The sequence below is a fragment of the Pumilibacter intestinalis genome, from assembly GCF_943193005.1.
In the GTDB taxonomy this organism is placed as follows: domain Bacteria; phylum Bacillota; class Clostridia; order Christensenellales; family Pumilibacteraceae; genus Pumilibacter; species Pumilibacter intestinalis.
This window is the reverse complement of record NZ_CALPCH010000007.1, coordinates 37483-53238: the sequence shown is the minus strand read 5'-3', so window position 1 is coordinate 53238 and position 15756 is coordinate 37483. Positions and strand designations below refer to the sequence as shown.

General features: G+C 49.4%; 16 protein-coding genes, 1 tRNA gene and 1 other RNA gene. 13 read left to right on the top strand and 5 right to left on the bottom strand.

The window, feature by feature from the left end:
- Positions 1-7 precede the first annotated feature (7 nt).
- The 3 genes from ilvN to ffs form a co-directional block, all read right to left on the bottom strand.
- Positions 8-490, bottom strand: coding sequence for an acetolactate synthase small subunit (gene ilvN / locus NFR55_RS04855; protein ID WP_251546860.1), 483 nt, complete (start codon positions 488-490; stop codon positions 8-10).
- On the bottom strand, positions 487-2175 hold the full coding sequence (gene ilvB / locus NFR55_RS04850; protein WP_251546858.1) for a biosynthetic-type acetolactate synthase large subunit: 1689 nt from the start codon (positions 2173-2175) through the stop codon (positions 487-489). The genes ilvN and ilvB overlap by 4 nt, the downstream gene beginning before the upstream one ends.
- Before the next feature lie 85 nt (positions 2176-2260).
- An RNA gene (ffs, locus tag NFR55_RS04845) (signal recognition particle sRNA large type) lies at positions 2261-2526 on the bottom strand.
- A gap of 155 nt (positions 2527-2681) precedes the next feature.
- On the opposite strand from ffs, the gene NFR55_RS04840 reads away from it, so the two are divergent.
- The 3 genes from NFR55_RS04840 to rbr all read left to right on the top strand — a co-directional run bounded on the left by NFR55_RS04840 (position 2682) and on the right by rbr (position 6771).
- Positions 2682-4889 carry a SpoIIE family protein phosphatase gene (locus NFR55_RS04840; protein WP_251546856.1) on the top strand — a complete coding sequence of 736 codons (2208 nt, stop codon included), beginning with the start codon at positions 2682-2684 and terminating at the stop codon, positions 4887-4889.
- Positions 4890-4941: 52 nt separating this feature from the next.
- Entirely contained in the window at positions 4942-6159 is a 1218-nt protein-coding gene (locus NFR55_RS04835; protein ID WP_251546854.1) for a hypothetical protein, read from the top strand.
- 72 nt (positions 6160-6231) lie between these two features.
- Complete coding sequence (rbr, locus tag NFR55_RS04830) at positions 6232-6771, top strand: rubrerythrin (protein ID WP_251546852.1); 540 nt, start codon at positions 6232-6234, stop codon at positions 6769-6771.
- 68 nt (positions 6772-6839) lie between these two features.
- Here the strand turns inward: rbr and NFR55_RS04825 are convergent, their stop codons facing one another.
- On the bottom strand, positions 6840-7301 hold the full coding sequence (locus NFR55_RS04825; RefSeq protein WP_251546850.1) for a tRNA (cytidine(34)-2'-O)-methyltransferase: 462 nt from the start codon (positions 7299-7301) through the stop codon (positions 6840-6842).
- A 159-nt stretch (positions 7302-7460) separates the two neighbouring features.
- On the opposite strand from NFR55_RS04825, the gene NFR55_RS04820 reads away from it, so the two are divergent.
- From NFR55_RS04820 to NFR55_RS04800, 5 genes are all read left to right on the top strand, one after another.
- Positions 7461-7823 carry an ArsR/SmtB family transcription factor gene (locus NFR55_RS04820; protein WP_275556909.1) on the top strand — a complete coding sequence of 121 codons (363 nt, stop codon included), beginning with the start codon at positions 7461-7463 and terminating at the stop codon, positions 7821-7823.
- A 26-nt stretch (positions 7824-7849) separates the two neighbouring features.
- Positions 7850-8068 carry a cation transporter gene (locus tag NFR55_RS04815; protein ID WP_251546848.1) on the top strand — a complete coding sequence of 73 codons (219 nt, stop codon included), beginning with the start codon at positions 7850-7852 and terminating at the stop codon, positions 8066-8068.
- Entirely contained in the window at positions 8065-10104 is a 2040-nt protein-coding gene (locus tag NFR55_RS04810) for a heavy metal translocating P-type ATPase (RefSeq protein ID WP_251546846.1), read from the top strand. Before NFR55_RS04815 ends, NFR55_RS04810 begins: the two co-directional genes overlap by 4 nt.
- A 42-nt stretch (positions 10105-10146) precedes the next feature.
- A complete protein-coding gene (locus NFR55_RS04805) occupies positions 10147-10962 on the top strand; it encodes an Mrp/NBP35 family ATP-binding protein (RefSeq protein ID WP_251546844.1) in 816 nt (271 codons plus the stop codon).
- 130 nt (positions 10963-11092) lie between these two features.
- A tRNA-Thr gene (locus NFR55_RS04800) sits at positions 11093-11168 on the top strand.
- A gap of 363 nt (positions 11169-11531) precedes the next feature.
- Here the strand turns inward: NFR55_RS04800 and NFR55_RS04795 are convergent.
- Complete coding sequence (locus tag NFR55_RS04795; protein WP_251546967.1) at positions 11532-12842, bottom strand: InlB B-repeat-containing protein; 1311 nt, start codon at positions 12840-12842, stop codon at positions 11532-11534.
- A gap of 21 nt (positions 12843-12863) precedes the next feature.
- Here NFR55_RS04795 and NFR55_RS04790 point away from each other — a divergent pair, with 21 nt between their 5' ends.
- From NFR55_RS04790 to NFR55_RS04770, 5 genes are all read left to right on the top strand, one after another.
- Positions 12864-13274 (top strand): hypothetical protein, encoded by a 411-nt coding sequence (locus tag NFR55_RS04790; RefSeq protein WP_251546842.1) that lies wholly within the window; start codon positions 12864-12866, stop codon positions 13272-13274.
- A gap of 132 nt (positions 13275-13406) precedes the next feature.
- Entirely contained in the window at positions 13407-13859 is a 453-nt protein-coding gene (locus NFR55_RS04785; protein WP_251546840.1) for an AraC family transcriptional regulator, read from the top strand.
- Positions 13860-13868: 9 nt separating this feature from the next.
- Positions 13869-14498, top strand: a complete 630-nt coding sequence (locus NFR55_RS04780) for a GyrI-like domain-containing protein (RefSeq protein ID WP_251546838.1) — start codon at positions 13869-13871, stop codon at positions 14496-14498.
- Positions 14499-14511: 13 nt separating this feature from the next.
- Complete coding sequence (locus tag NFR55_RS04775) at positions 14512-14853, top strand: DUF3795 domain-containing protein (RefSeq protein WP_251546836.1); 342 nt, start codon at positions 14512-14514, stop codon at positions 14851-14853.
- A gap of 19 nt (positions 14854-14872) precedes the next feature.
- Positions 14873-15637 (top strand): EFR1 family ferrodoxin, encoded by a 765-nt coding sequence (locus NFR55_RS04770; protein ID WP_251546834.1) that lies wholly within the window; start codon positions 14873-14875, stop codon positions 15635-15637.
- The last annotated feature ends 119 nt before the right edge of the window (positions 15638-15756 follow it).

Sequence of the window (15756 nt, the reverse complement as noted above, 5' to 3'; positions counted from 1 at the left end):
AACGGAGTTAAAACTCGCCGCGCCCGAGAGCGGTAAGACCGGTGCGCACAAGCTCTATTATGCCGTAGTGCGCAGTAAGATTTATAAACGCGTCTATCTTGTTGGGTTCGCCCGTAAGCTCGGCAATGAGCGAGGAGGGCGAAAGGTCTATTATTTTGGCTTTGTAGATATTGCACGCGCTCTCTAATTCGGGTCTTTGCTCGGGCGAAACGCGCAATTTCAATATGAGCAGTTCGCGGCAAACCGATTTGTCTTGCTCGAGCACGTTCACTTTCTTTACGTCTACGAGCTTGTCGAGTTGCAAAGTTATCTGCCTTATGGTTGCGTCGTCGGCTTCGGAGACGATTGTCATGCGCGATAACTCGGGATTTTCGGTAGACCCTACGTTTAAGCTCCCTATGTTGTAACCCCTGCGGGCGAACAGCCCCGATATGCGGGTGAGCACGCCGCTCTTGTTTGATACAAGGGCGGTTATTATATACTGTTTCATTTTTGTTCCTCCAATTCGGTTATGATATCGTCCGCGCTCTTTCCGGGCGGTATCATGGGCAGAACGAATTCGTCTGATATTATGCGGCAGTCCACTATAACCGTGCCCTCGGTTTCAAACGCCGCTTTTACCGTGCTTTCTATATCCTCGTTTCGTTCGAGCACAAATCCTTTGGCGCCGAAAGCCTTTGCGAGCATAACGTAGTCGGTGGGTAAGTTTAGAGTGGTGGAAGAATAGCGTTTGCCGTAAAACAAAGTTTGCCACTGCCGCACCATGCCGAGCACGTTGTTGTCGAGCACGAATATTTTTATATTCAGCTTGTTTTTAACCGCGGTGGGGATTTCGTTGAGGTTCATGTGAAACGAGCCGTCGCCCGTTATCATGGTTACCGTGTCGTTTGTAGCTACCGCCGCGCCTATCGCCGCGCCCAAGCCGTAGCCCATTGTGCCCAGTCCGCCGCTCGTAAGAAAGGTGCGCGGCGCGGAAAAGGGATACGACTGCGCCGTCCACATTTGGTGCTGTCCTACGTCGGTGGTTACGATGCGATTATCGGGCGACGCCGCCGCAATTCCGCGTATGAGCTTTCGCGGGCAAAGCGGCTTGTCCGAGTCGCGGAGCGTGTGAATTTTTCGCAACTCGCGGCAACGCTCCGACCACGCTTTGTTGCTTTTGCGCTTAACCGCGCCCAAAAGGTAATCGAGAGCGGGGCAAAGGTCGGATATTATGTGCGCCGCCGAGCGCACCACTTTGTCTACCTCCGCCGCGTCGGCGTCTATGTGCACTATTTTCGCGTTGTGCGCGAACTTATTCGGGTTGCCCGCAACGCGGTCGGAAAAACGCGCCCCGAGAGCTATTATCGCGTCGGCTTCGCCGAGAGCTTTGGCAACCGCCGCCGAGCCGTGCATGCCTATCATGCCCATAAACAGCGGGTGAGGAGAGGGGATTGCGCCTAATGCCATCATGGAACTTGCCACGGGGATATCGTTTTGTTCGGCAAACTCGCGCAGTTTTTCGCACGCGCCCGAAATTATCACGCCGCCGCCCGCGTATATCAAAGGACGCTTTGCGTTCGATATTATTTCCGCCGCCTTTTCGGCGTTACCGTCGGGCGTGAATTCGCGCGGCTCTCTTTTTACTTGCGGCGCGGGAGTAAACTCGTAAACCGCTTGCTGTACGTTTTTGGGAACGTCTATCAGCACCGGTCCGGGTCTGCCGCTCAAGGCGATTTTGAACGCTTCGCGTATCGTGTCGGCAAGCTCGCTCACGTCGGTAACTATAAAGTTGTGCTTTGTAACGGGCATTGTAACGCCCTTTATGTCAACCTCTTGAAAGCTGTCTTTTCCAAGCGACGAAATGGGCACGTTGCCCGTTATGGCAACGAGCGGCACGCTGTCCATATTTGCGGTTGCTATGCCCGTAACGAGGTTTGTCGCGCCCGGTCCGGAGGTGGACATAACTACGCCTACCTTGCCCGTCGCTCTCGCGTAGCCGTCGGCGGCGTGGCACGCGCCCTGTTCGTGACTGGTGAGAATTTGCTTTATTTTGTCGCGGTAGAGGTAGAGCGCGTCGAACGTGTCTATAATATAGCCGCCGGGATATCCGAATACGTGCGTAACGCCCTGTTCTATGAGCGTTTCGGCTATTATTTCCGCGCCGCGCAAAGTTTTTGTTGTGCTCTCTTGCATGTCGTTCGTTGACCTCCTCGCAAAAATTATAAAAGAAATCCCCGAAATTCTATAGCTTTCGGGGCTTCCCGATTTTCAAAAAATGCTGTACATCCGCCTTTGACGTATCATACCGTAGCGTTTTCCCGCCGGTAAACTCCTTCGAAGCTACCTTGTGGCACACATTATGGTCTACTTAGTGCTGCTGCCGTCAAGCCCTGACACGGTTCATAGTATAACATTGCACAAGACCCCGATATCAACATTCCGCGAACGGGGACCGACCTACCATACGATACGCCGGGGGCGGCTTTCTGCCTCGCTGTAGCGGATTGCGAGTATAGGGCACCGCTGGCTCCCCACATAGTACAGCATGCTAAGTATATCAAAATTCGCGGGCTTTGGCAAGTAATTTTACGCCGCATGCGGATTTTATGAAAAACTTTCAAATTTCGACCGCTTTACCTCTAATTCTCCGCTTTGCGTATGTTACAATGGAGCGGATTACAAATAAGGCGGCACTTTAGGTGATAAAACGCGCTATAATTAAGTACATATTCGTAATACTGTCGCTCGCCGCGCTGTGCGGCGCGGAGTTCTCCGGATTGCGCCCTTGCGGCGCGGGCTTTGCCGCCGCGCTCGTTTACTGCGGCATTCCCGCCGTTGCGGTTTTGCCCGCGTTCGGCGCGTTTACTCTCGCGTTCGATTTTACTCTGGCGTCGCTCGCGTACGCGCTTTCGGTGTGCGGCGGGATATTCGTAGCCGCGCTGTTTTCTTTGCGCAAGAAGAAAGCAAAAAAACCGATATTCGCGGCGGTGTTCGCGCTGTCGCAATTTTCGCTCGTTGCCCAAAGCGGAAAGCTCGGTTATCTCGGCGCGCTCGCCTGGGGTCTTATGGCTCTCGGCTTGTTTGCGGCGGCGGTGTGCTTTCTCGTGCCCGTTTTGGTGCGGCGCATGCGCTACAAATTTTTGGAAACCGAACTTGTCTGCGGCGGAATACTGCTCATTTGCGCGTCGGCGGGGCTTTCGCGCATGAGCGCGGGCGGGTTTGACGCGGCGTATCTTATTGCGCCCTTTTTCGTGTGCTTTGCCGCGGGCGCGGGCTCGCTCTCGGGCGCGGTTGCGGTTGCGATGTGTTTCGGGAGCGGCATTGCGATTACCTCGGCAACTGCCGCGCCCATAGCTTTTATGGCGTTTTCCGCACTCGTCGCGGCGGTGTTCGCCGCCGCGCCCCGTCCGCTTCCGTCTCTTTCCGCGGCGGCGGGTTACGTGCTCGCCTCGTATATGTTTTCCGCGCCGCCCTCGTGGCAACAAACGCTGTGTTTCGCGGCGGGTGCGCTCGCATTCGCCCTCGTTTCGCCCGACGCTCTCGCCAAAGTGCGAGATATGCTGTTTTCGCCCGCAACCGCCGTTGCCGCCCGCGGAGTGATAGGCAGAGCCGCGAACGAAACGGGCAACGACCTGTTGAGCGCGTCGCGCATATTCGACGATATGAAAATCGCCATGGAGCAAGTCCCCGAAACCGTAGAGCCGAGCGTGCTCGAACGACGCGTTTGCGCCGACTGCGACAGATATCGCGAGTGCGCCGCGGGGAGCGGCTTTAAGGACGCTCTCGCCAAAATGGAACGCAGTTCGGCGGCTAAGGGCAGGGCGAGCGTGTCCGAAGTGCCCGCTCTACTGTCGGCGTGCAAAAATCTGCCCGCGCTCGTATCGTGCGCAACCGAGGCGGCGCAGTCGCGACACGAGCAAATGATAGTGAGCGAGGCTCGCAAAGAAGGGCGCAAGATTGTGGCGCAACAGCTCGGGCTAATGTCGAACGTGCTCAAAAGCATGGGCGAACGGGTGAAAACTCCCGCGCATTTCGACACGGCGAGCGAAAAAAAGATAGCGGTGGAACTTTCGTATCGCGGCGCGGCGGTGCCCGAAGTTATCGTTACCGCGGATACCGTTTCGGTGGTGCTTCAGAGCGATTCGCTAAGGCGCGAAGACGTTGCCGCCGTGATAGGCAAGATAATGAAAACGCCGTACAAGTTCGTGCGCGGCGGGGCTGACGTGCTTCCCGGCTACACGCTCATGCTGTTTACGCGCGCCCCGCGTTACGACGTGGCGTTTTCTGTTGCGGCGAGCGCGAAAGAGGGAGTGAGCGGCGACAACCACTCGTTTGTGCACCTCGGCGGCGACCGCTTTATGATGGCGCTGTGCGACGGCATGGGGAGCGGGGAAGCGGCGGAAAAGGCGAGCGAAACGGCTATAGAGCTTGTGGAAAGTTTCTTCAAGGCGGGTCTTGACTCCATGAGCGCGGTGGAGTGCGTGAACAGGTTCTTGGCTCTAAACGAGTGCGAACGCTTTTCCACTTTGGATATAACGGTTATAGACTTAAACAGCGGCAACGCCGAGATTATAAAACTGTCGAGTCCCGCAACGGTGATAAAATCGCGCGACGGCGTGAGCGCGGTGTCGGGCGCGTCGCTTCCCATGGGGGTGTTCGAAAAGGTGAACTGCGGGCACGTTTCCCGCAAGCTCGCGGCGGGCGACGAAATTGTTATGGCTACCGACGGCATAACCGACGCGCTCGGCTCTACCGAAAGGTTTGTGGCGGCGGTGTCGGCGCAAAAGACAGCCGACCCGCACGTGGAGGCTCAAAACCTTTTGGAGTGCGCGGTTGCGTCGTCGCGCGGCAGACTGAGAGACGACGCTACGGTGCTTTGCGCCCGTATTTTCGAGAAAATCGGTTGACGGCACGCGGTTTATCTTGACAAACACACGCGCCTATCGTATAATTATTGTGATGTCAGCGGTGAAATTTACGGCGAATATTGTGTTTTATACGGTTGCGGCGGCTATCGCGCTATTGTTCGCAGTCGTGTTTTTGACGTCGCTGTTTAGAAGAAAGCGCAAGCGCAACGCTTTTGACGTGATTGTGATTATATTCGGAACGCTCGTGTTGCTCGGCTCTCTCGCAGTGTGCGCGTTCGCCGTGATAAACGCATACGCTCCGTTCGGACTGTCGGCGAGCGGCGAGAGCGGCAAGCTCGAAATACTGTATAACGGTAACGCGCTGTTTGCCGTTCCGTATATAAGCGGCGCGGCGGGCTTGTTTGCCGAGCTTGGACTTATAAGCGTAGTCGCGCCCGCGGCAATATTCGTAATGTGCCTAATATCGCTAATCACGCTCGGTGCGAAAACGTACAGGCTCAAAAAGATTAAAGACGGCATCGCGGATAATATAGACCTTCCTTTGAAAGCGGACGAGTCTGCGGAGAACGACTCTGTAAAAGAGGAGAGCAAAGCCGATATAGAGGAAACCGCCGAAAACAATCCGCTCGAGCTCGCCATGCGAGAGGAAGAGCTTTTGCCCGCGCCCGAGCAGTCGGAAATAGAGCCGAGAGCGGTTCGCAACATTTTCGACGAGATAGACAAGCTCGTTACCGGTTCGGAGGGTGGAAGCGAGAGCAGGCGCATAGACGACCAACTGAAAAAGGCTATAGAAGAGGGGTATGCGCTTCGCGACGCGTTGGAAAACGCCGCCGAAGAAGAGCCGCCTAAAGAGGAAGAACCCGAAGAGGAAGAAGAACCCGAAACGGAAGAAAAATTTCAAGAAGAAGAGCGCGAAGAGGAAGAAATTACCGAAGAGCCGTTGCCCGAAATCGTGCCGGAGAGCGGCAGAGTTACCGCCCGCCGCCGTATAGCCGCAAACACGGTTATAGCGGTGGACGAACCCGAAGCGATATCCGAAGATACGGAGCGGCATGTTGCGCCCTCCTCGCAAGAACTGCCGGCGGCTCGAGTTCGCACCATAATCCGCCACACCGATAAGAAAGAGGAGCAAAAGAAAGCTCCCGACAAAACTGTGGAAGCGCAAAGCGGCGGACTTCCGCTAACGCGAAAATACATAATACTGAACAGGCGCAACGCCGCCGCGGTGTTTAACGACTATCTCAACAGCAAGCGCGAAAGCGAAAAAGCGGAATTGAAAGACTCGCTGAACACTATTATAATGAAGTAGGTACTAACGCACGTAAGACAAACAAAAGCGTGCGTTTTATCTTATAAATATAAGTAAAGGAGAATTGCTTAAATGAAGACTTTGAAAGGAACTAAAACCGAAGCCAATCTTATGGAGGCGTTTGCGGGCGAGAGCATGGCTCGCAACAAGTACGACTACTACGCGTCTAAGGCGCAAAAAGACGGATACGAGCAGATAGCCGCGTTTTTCCGCGAAACCGCTCTCAACGAAAAGGAGCACGCCAAAATATGGTTCAAACTGTTGCACAACGGCGTAGCCGATACCGAGGTTAACCTTACCGACGCCGCCAACGGCGAAAATTTCGAATGGACGGATATGTACAAGAAATTCGCCGCCGACGCCGAAGCGGAGGGTTTTTCGGATATAGCCAAACTTTTCTCGCTTGTGGCGGAAATAGAAAAGAGCCACGAAGAGCGTTATTTGCAACTCGTGGCAAACATAAAGAGCGGCGACGTGTTCGAACGCAAGGAAACCGTTGTGTGGGTGTGCCGCAACTGCGGGCATTTGCACACAGGCGTTGCCGCGCCCGACGTTTGCCCCGTATGCAATCACCCCAAGAGCTATTTCATGCTCGAACAGGAGAATTACTGAACGGTATCACACGGACACCCTGTCATTGCGAGGGCGCTTGTGCCCGAAGCAATCCCATTCATTAGAAACTAAATCAAATCGAAAAAATCGTGTTGGCGTAACGCCTCGTATAATACGAGCGCAACGCTGTTAGACAAATTGAGCGAGCGCAAATTTCTTCCCATGGGAATACGCAACGCTTTGTCGGGGTTGCCGAAAACAAGGTTTTCGGGCAACCCTTTTGTTTCTTTCCCGAAAATCAGATAGCAACCGTCGGGAAACTTTTCGTCGGTATAACGCTTTTTGGCTTTGGTGGAGAAATAGTAAAATTCGCCGCCCTTGTTGCGAACGAAGAAATCTTCAATACTATCGTATTCGGTAACGTCGAGCTTGTCCCAGTAATCCAGCCCGGCGCGTTTTACAGTGCGGTCGCTCAGTTCGAAACCGTAGGGGCGCACGAGGTGAAGCCGCGTTTCGGTGCACGCGCAAGTGCGCGATATGTTTCCCGTGTTTTGCGGTATTTCGGGTTCTATCAAAACTATATTGAACATAACGCAATGAGTATAACACACAATGCTCGCAAAATCAAGCCGCGCGAAAAATTTTTCCGATTTTATATGCGAAAACCGTTGACAAATTCGTTTTACGGGTATATACTGATATCACAGTTGAACAATTGTTCAAGTGTAATACACAACAAGGAGAAACACATGGACGAGTTGAGAGAAGAATGCGAAGCGAGGGTAGTGCATCTCGACGCGCTCGACAGGGTGAGGGAGAAAATGCCCGACGAAGACACGCTGCTCAATATCGCCGAGCTTTTCAAAGTGTTCGGCGACTCCACCCGAACGCGCATACTTTCGGCACTTAGCATAGAGGAGTTGTGCGTGTGCGATATATCCGCTCTTTTGAACATGAGTATGTCGGCGGTGTCGCACCAACTGCGCATACTTCGGCAAACAAAGATAGTTAAATCGCGCAGAAACGGAAAGGAAATAGTTTACTCGCTCGACGACGAGCACATAAGCAAGTTATACGCTCTCGCGCTCGCTCACCTCAGCGAAGAAGAATAGAGAGCAAATCAAAAAGGAGAAAAACAATGAAAAAAACTTACAAAACAGTAGACCTCGACTGCGCCAACTGCGCGGCGAAAATGGAAGAAGCAATCAAAAATATTAACGGCGTAACTTTTGCGTCGGTGAGTTTCGTTGCAAGCAAGATAGTGCTGGAGGCGGCGGACGAAGACTTTGCGGAAATCGAAAAAAAGATGATAAAGGTGTGCCGCAAAATCGAACCGGATTGCCGTATAATACTATGAGTGCGCGGGTAAAACGCAGGCTGTGGCGCGTGATTGCCGCCATAGTGCTGTTTGTTGCGGCGTTCGTAACTTTTCGCGCAATCACCTTGCCGCAAAACCTGTGGTACATAGAGCTTATAGTGTACGCGTGCGTTTACGCCGTTGCGGCTTACGACGTGCTTATAAAAGCGTTTCGCGGAATTTTCGGCGGGCAGGTTTTCGACGAAAATCTTTTGATGACGATTGCCACCGTGGGCGCGTTTTGCGTGCGCGAATATCCCGAAGCGGCGGCTGTAATGCTGTTTTATCAGGTGGGCGAACTGTTCCAATCCATAGCGGTGGGGCGTTCGCGCAAGTCTATATCCGAACTCATGGATATCCGTCCCGACACCGCCGTAGCGATACGCGACGGCGAACGCGTAACTGTATCGCCCTACGAGGTTGCCGTGGGCGAAATTATAGAGGTGCGGGCGGGCGAGCGCGTGGCTCTCGACGGCGTTGTGGTTAAAGGGAGCGGAAGTATAGATACCGCCGCGCTCACGGGCGAGTCTATGCCCGTAAGCGTTTGCGAGGGCAGTCCGGTGCTGAGCGGCAGTATAAATCTTTCGGGCGTTTTGGAAATAGAGGTGCAAAAGGAGTTTTCGGAGTCTACGGCGAGCAAGATACTCGACCTCGTGGAAAACGCCGCGAGTAAGAAAGCCAAGGCGGAAAATTTCATTACCGCGTTTGCTAAAATTTACACGCCGGTAGTGGTTGCGCTCGCGGTACTGCTCGCAGTCGTGCCCTCGGTAATAACGGGCAATTTCGGCGAGTGGATACACCGCGCTCTCATGTTCCTCGTTGTGTCGTGCCCCTGTGCGCTCGTAATAAGCGTGCCGCTCGCATTCTTCGGCGGCATAGGCGCGGCGTCCGCCCGAGGCGTGCTCATTAAGGGCGGCAATTATCTCGAACTGCTCGGAAAGCTCGACGCCGTGGTGTTCGATAAAACGGGCACTCTCACGCTCGGGAAATTCTCGGTTGCGGGCGTGTATCCCGAAAGCCGCCGCAACGAAATACTTTCCGCCGCCGCTATCGCCGAAAGCGGAAGCAATCACCCCATAGCGTTATCCATAGTCGCCGCCGCGAACGACAACGGCTTAAACGTCAATGCGAGCGACAACGGCTTAAATGTCATTGCGAACGACAAAGAGTTATCCGTCATTGCGAACGACAACGGCTTAAATGTCATTGCGAGCGAGCGAAGCGAGCGCGGCAATCCCCTCCATGAGAACATAACGCTTACCGAAATCGCGGGCAAGGGCGTGGAGGCGCGAGCGGACGGCAAAGTAATACTTGCGGGCAACGCCGAACTTATGGCGGAGCGCGGCATAGAGTTTACCGAGTGCGCTCAATTCGGCACTCTCGTGTACGTTGCCGTAAACGGCGAGTATCTCGGCGTAATAGTTATCGCCGATACGGTAAAGGAAGACGCGCCGCAGGTGATAGCGTCGCTCAAGCGCGACGGCATTCGCACCGTAATGCTCACGGGCGACAATTTCCAAACGGCTTCGGCGGTGGCGGAAAAGGTGGGAATAGACGAGTTTTCCGCGTCGCTTTTACCCGCCGACAAAGTGGAAAAACTGGAAGAAATCATTGCCCGAAAGTCGGCGAAATCGGTGGTTGCGTTCGTGGGCGACGGCATAAACGACGCGCCCGTGCTCTCGCGGGCGGACGTGGGCATAGCCATGGGTGCGCTCGGGAGCGACTCCGCCATAGAGGCTGCCGACGTGGTTCTCATGCACGACGGTTTGGGCGCGATATCCGAGGCAAAGACCGTTGCAAAAAAAACAATGAGCATAGCCGCGCAAAACATAGCGTTCGCGCTGATTGTAAAAGTCGCGGTGCTCGTGCTGTCCGCTCTCGGCGTAACCGATATGTGGCTTGCCATATTCGCCGACGTGGGCGTTACCGTGCTTGCCGTTCTCAACTCGGTGCGCATAATAGCTTTCGGCAAAAAGAACAAAAAGGGAGATTTTGCAAAAAACTTTCCCAAAACGCAAGACAAATCGGCTGTATAGTGGTATACTTACCGAGAAGCATAAAAATTTCGGAGGTAATGTATGGCTGAATGCAGTCACAACTGTGAAAGTTGCTCGAGTAAGTGCGACGAGCGCGAATCGGAAAGTTTGAAAGCCAAACCGCACGAGGGCAGTAAAGTAGGCAAGGTGATAGCCGTGGTGAGCGGCAAGGGCGGAGTAGGCAAATCTCTCGTTACGGGTTTGTGCGCCGTTGCGAGCGAGCGGCTCGGTTATCGCACCGCAGTGCTCGACGCCGACGTTACCGGTCCGTCCGTTCCCAAAATGTTCGGCATTACCGATAAAGCGATGGGGAGCGAACTCGGACTGTTTCCCGCGGTGAGCCGCGGCGGGGCGCGAGTGATGTCGCTTAACCTGTTGCTCGACGACGAAACCAGCCCCGTGGTGTGGCGCGGTCCTATAATATCGGGCGCGGTAAAACAGTTTTGGACTGACGTTATCTGGGACGACGTGGACTACATGTTTATAGACATGCCGCCGGGAACGGGCGACGTTCCTCTCACCGTATTTCAAAGTTTGCCGATAGACGGCATAATAATAGTTACGTCGCCGCAGGAACTTGTTTCCATGATTGTGGAAAAAGCGGTGAACATGGCTAAAATGATGAAAGTGCCCGTGCTCGGCATGGTGGAGAACATGAGCTACTACACTTGCCCGGACTGCGGCAAGAAGATAGAAATATTCGGAAAGAGCAATTTCGAAGCTACCGCGGCGCGGCTTAATATAAAGCCTATAATGCGCGTGCCCATAGATTCGCGACTTGCCGAACTTGCCGACTCGGGGCGCATAGAGGAACTCGACTCGCTCGACCTCTCGCCGCTTCAAAATCTCATGAATTAAAACCGAACTTAAAAACGCGTAAGGAAAAAATTTTTTCCTTACGCATATAAAAACATTTGATTTTTATTCCGCTATAGTGTATAATTAATTCTGCTGTGTTAAAGTAGCATAGCAAACGCACTCATCGTTTGCTGTTGTGGCTCAGCAGGTAGAGCACGTCCTTGGTAAGGACGAGGTCACGGGTTCAAATCCCGTCAACAGCTCCATAGCGAAAAACCGCCGAATACGGTGGTTTTTTCTTTATTTTACCCCATATTTAGTATGTTTTTATGAATTTTCGTTTTTGGATTTCGTGTGCCGCCGAACATAAAAATGTGTCATTATGTGCCAAAGGGTATTTTTAAGTGTTTTTTACCTTATTAGTATTGTATCAAATCGAATAAAAAAAAGCAACCGCCGAAAGGCGGTTTAAATCGTTCTAAATGTGCCAAATTCTGCCCTCGTGGCACACGCGTGGCACATAACCGCGCTTGTGGCACACACCATTACACTATAATAACGGTAGAATGTTTTGAAATAAAAAATGGGCGGTTAAACCAACCGCCCATTTTTTAGAGTTTTAGTTTGCTTTAAGACAAGAACTCGGCATATCGATTAAGAAGATATTCGATTTTTTCGTAACTAAGTAATCCTTTACCGATAGCAACTTTCAAGTATTGCGCTTGGAAAGCGTCAAAAACTTCTATGGACACGGGGAAGCGTGCGTTGAATTCTTCGTAAGTAAATAATCCATACTCTTCAATATCGGCTAAAAATGCTTCGTTATTGATTGTGAGAGTTTCTGAATCTACATCGAAGATATTGAATAGTCCTGCAATGCCACCGGGCATGGAAAGCATTCCGTTTACATAATAACACAAATGTCCATATGTTACGGGACTCCAAGTACTTATATAATCCTTGCTGCTCGTTACATCAACTAATTGGACTTTAGTCCATGCTAGGCTTCCATCTGAATTTACGACCTGCTTATTAAACCAATGCCCTATATAGTTTGAGGCATTTTTATCTAAGTACACGAATTGATTAAGATCAAAGTCCCAGAAGCCATGTTCGAATATTACTTTTATGTTAGTGCCATCAGAAAATTGTAAATTAATCACATTATTTATTTGTTCAAGTTCGCTATCTATGAATACAATCGGCGCAGTATCAAAAGTACCAGTATATAAATTCCAAACAAGTAACTGTTCATTGCCTGTTAGTTGTTCTACGAGTTTTTGACTACCATCAGATAAAGTTATTAAAGTTCCGTTAGCCACACATCCCCCTGTAGGACGATATAATGCTCCGATATATATTGTTTTACCTATTAGGTCGGAACTTTTTGTAAGAGTTATAGTGCGATCATTTATAGAGTAATATGTTTTTGATAAAGAATCGCCCTGAGATGACAAAAAGCTATCCTTGCGAACATCAAATATACCCTGAAAATCAACTGGCTCAGTTGCGAGTGTGGAATTGGAAAACAAATGTGTGGCTGAGTATGTAAATGAGAATCCTTCATCCCATTTTACAGTAAACTGTTCTTGGTCTTGTCCCCATATGTATTGGTCAAATCGCGCATCATCATAGCCATAGTGTATGACTACATTATATGTTTTAGCTATCCAATATGCATATAATACTGTGTCGCTTGAAATGTGCCAATCTTTAACGCTACTCATTGTGTTAGAATAATATTGTGTGCCTGTACCATTCGAGCCTGTCCAATAACCCCCAAAGTCATATCCTGTGCGAGTAGGTGCAGTTGCGTACGGCATGGACTCATTGTATTTGACCGTGACTGAATCTGTGCCGCCAGTTCCGTTTTGCTTATTAAATCCGACTCTATATTCTTTGGGAGTCCAATGCGCATATAATGTTGTTGAATAAGCAATGTTCCATTTACTGTTGAATACTTGCCGCGCTATTTTGTCAAAGAAACCTTGTTTGCTTTTGCCAATTTCGGCGAATATGAAGAAAAAATCCTTAAATCGATTGATTTGGAAGGCGATGATATTTATTCAAATTTGATACGTACGGTTACATTTGACGAGAATGGTTTTATTGCGTCAAAAATGTTTTTAATAGACAAGGAACAGAGCGATATTGACGGAGTTTATTTAGAGAGCGGGAAATGCTTGCACACTGTTTTGTATACCGATGACCATGATGAATTGATAATGAACAAGTTGTTGGATGCTTGCAAAAAATGGGCGAAAGAAAATGATGCTGAGTTCCGTGGTGTATTATATATATTCATTAAGTTCGTTGTACCTAATGCTAAAAGTTCTATGTTCTATTACGATGTATGGTTACCGTTAAGATGAAAAAAATTTTTTGAAAGAAGTATTCAATCTCTTGACTTGGGTGTTACCCCCAACCTTATATTTACTATGTATGATGGATGCAGAAGCTCGCGCCTGTCATATCAGTAATAATTTTCAGAATGGAGCAATAATATGTCATACAAATTTAATAGCGTAACAATACGCACAGACAATTCCGAAATAGGAATGGCAAAAATCAAAGAACTTTGGGCGGATATTATGCAAGGAAAAATTTCGCTTGAATTTGTTGAAAACGGGAAACCCGTTAATGGTCTTTTTCCCATATCGTCTTATAGCGATTATGAAAACAATGAGAACGGAAAATACAATCTCTCGATTATAAGCGTTACCGCCGATTTCTTTGCAAAAATGGAAAGTCTGGTTGAACAAGGAAAGTATACCAAAATCGACGAAAGCGGCAAGACCATTGCCGAATGCGCCGACAAAGCGTGGTCGAAAGTTTGGGAACTCTCGTTAAACGGCGAACTTAAACGTGCTTTTACTATCGACTACGAAAGCACAGTGCCCTCCGAATATACGAAAGACGGCAAAACACATTGCTGTTTGTACATTGCGGTAAAGTGAGAACTTAAAATGGCGTTCGATTATAAGAAAGAATACAAAGAATTTTATATGCCGGCAAGCAAACCGACAATAATAACCGTACCGAAAATGAATTACATAGCGGTACGCGGCAAGGGTAATCCCAACGATGAGAACGGCGAGTATAAAAAATCTATCGGGTTTTTATATGCCATAGCCTTTACTATCAAAATGAGTTACAAGGGTAGTCACAAAATCGACGGATATTTCGAATACGTCGTGCCGCCGCTCGAAGGTTTTTGGTGGCAAGACGGCGGTGAAATAGACTACGCGAATAAGGAAGGCTTTAACTTTATATCGCTTATACGCTTGCCCGATTTCGTTGCGAAAGCCGACTTCGATTGGGCGATAGAGCAAGCTACAAAAAAGAAAAAAGACGACTTTTCAAGGGTGGAGTTTTTAACTTACGACGAAGGCGTTTGCGTACAGTGTATGCACATAGGCAGTTATGACGATGAACCGAAGACAGTTGCACTAATGCACGAATATATGAAAGTAAACGGTTATGACTTGGATATAACCGAAAGTCGCTATCATCACGAAATTTACTTATCCGACCCGCGTAAATGCGCCGTTGATAAACTGAAAACCGTTGTAAGACATCCTATAAAGAGGATATAAAGGAATACATATTATGAAAAAACTAATTGCATATTGCGGACTTGATTGCGAAAAGTGCGACGCACGAAAAGCAACTCTAAACGACGATAACGCTTTGCGTGAAAAAGTCGCAAAAGAATGGTCGGAATTGAACGGCGTTGAAATTACGCCCGAAATGATAAACTGCGAAGGTTGCCGTTCGGACGGACTGAAAACGCCCTATTGCGACAGTCTATGCCCTATACGGCAATGCGCGCTCGGTAAGTCTGTCGAAACCTGCGGCGACTGTACGGCAATGGGCTGCTGTCAAACCATCGGTATGATAATATCCAATAACGCCGAAGCGTTGAATAATTTGAAACCCAATAAAAAGTAAACTTTTTTAAGGTATAAATATGATAGGTATTTATTTTAGTGGCACAGGGAACACAAAACATTGCTCGGAATATTTGTTGCGGTTGCTTGATGAAAATGCACCGTCGTATTCTATCGAAAACGGAAACGCAATAGACGCTATACGGTCGAGCGACGAGATAATTTTTGCTTATCCCGTGTACTATTCCTATCTGCCCAAAATCGTTTATGACTTTATCGTAAATAACTCTGCGGCTTGGAAAGACAAAAATATTTTCGTTGTAGCGACTATGGGCTTGTTCAGCGGCGACGGCGCGGGTTGTGCGGCAAGACTTTTCAAAAAGTACGGCGCAAAAATCTTAGGCGGCTTGCACATAAAAATGCCCGACTGTATCGGCGACGTTAAATTACTGAAAAAGTCGTTCGAAGAAAACAAAGAACTCGTTAAGCGAGCCGATGTAAAAATCGAAAATTGGGCAACGAAAATCAATGTCGGTAAATATCCGCAAGACGGATTGAATTTAATTGATAGAATAGTCGGGTGTATCGGTCAACGATTATGGTTTCGAGGAAAAACAAAAAACTATTCCGACAAATTAAAAATAAGTAATAATTGCATAGGTTGCGGGCTATGTGCAAAACAATGCCCTATGGGAAATATCATTTTGAAAAATAATAAAGCTTTTGCCGGTAATCGCTGTACTATGTGTTATCGTTGTATCGGTTTATGCCCTAAACAAGCAATTACATTATTGGGTAATAGCGTAATTGAGCAATGTCGTTTTGACAAATATAAAAACGAGTAAATTATGGCAATACATAAAGAAGAACATAAAAGCGTCATAATCGGTTATTTTTATGAAATATATTAACTCAGGGCAAGTTGCGGATTGTGTTTTTCCGCGCTCCAAGTAAAGGGATTTAC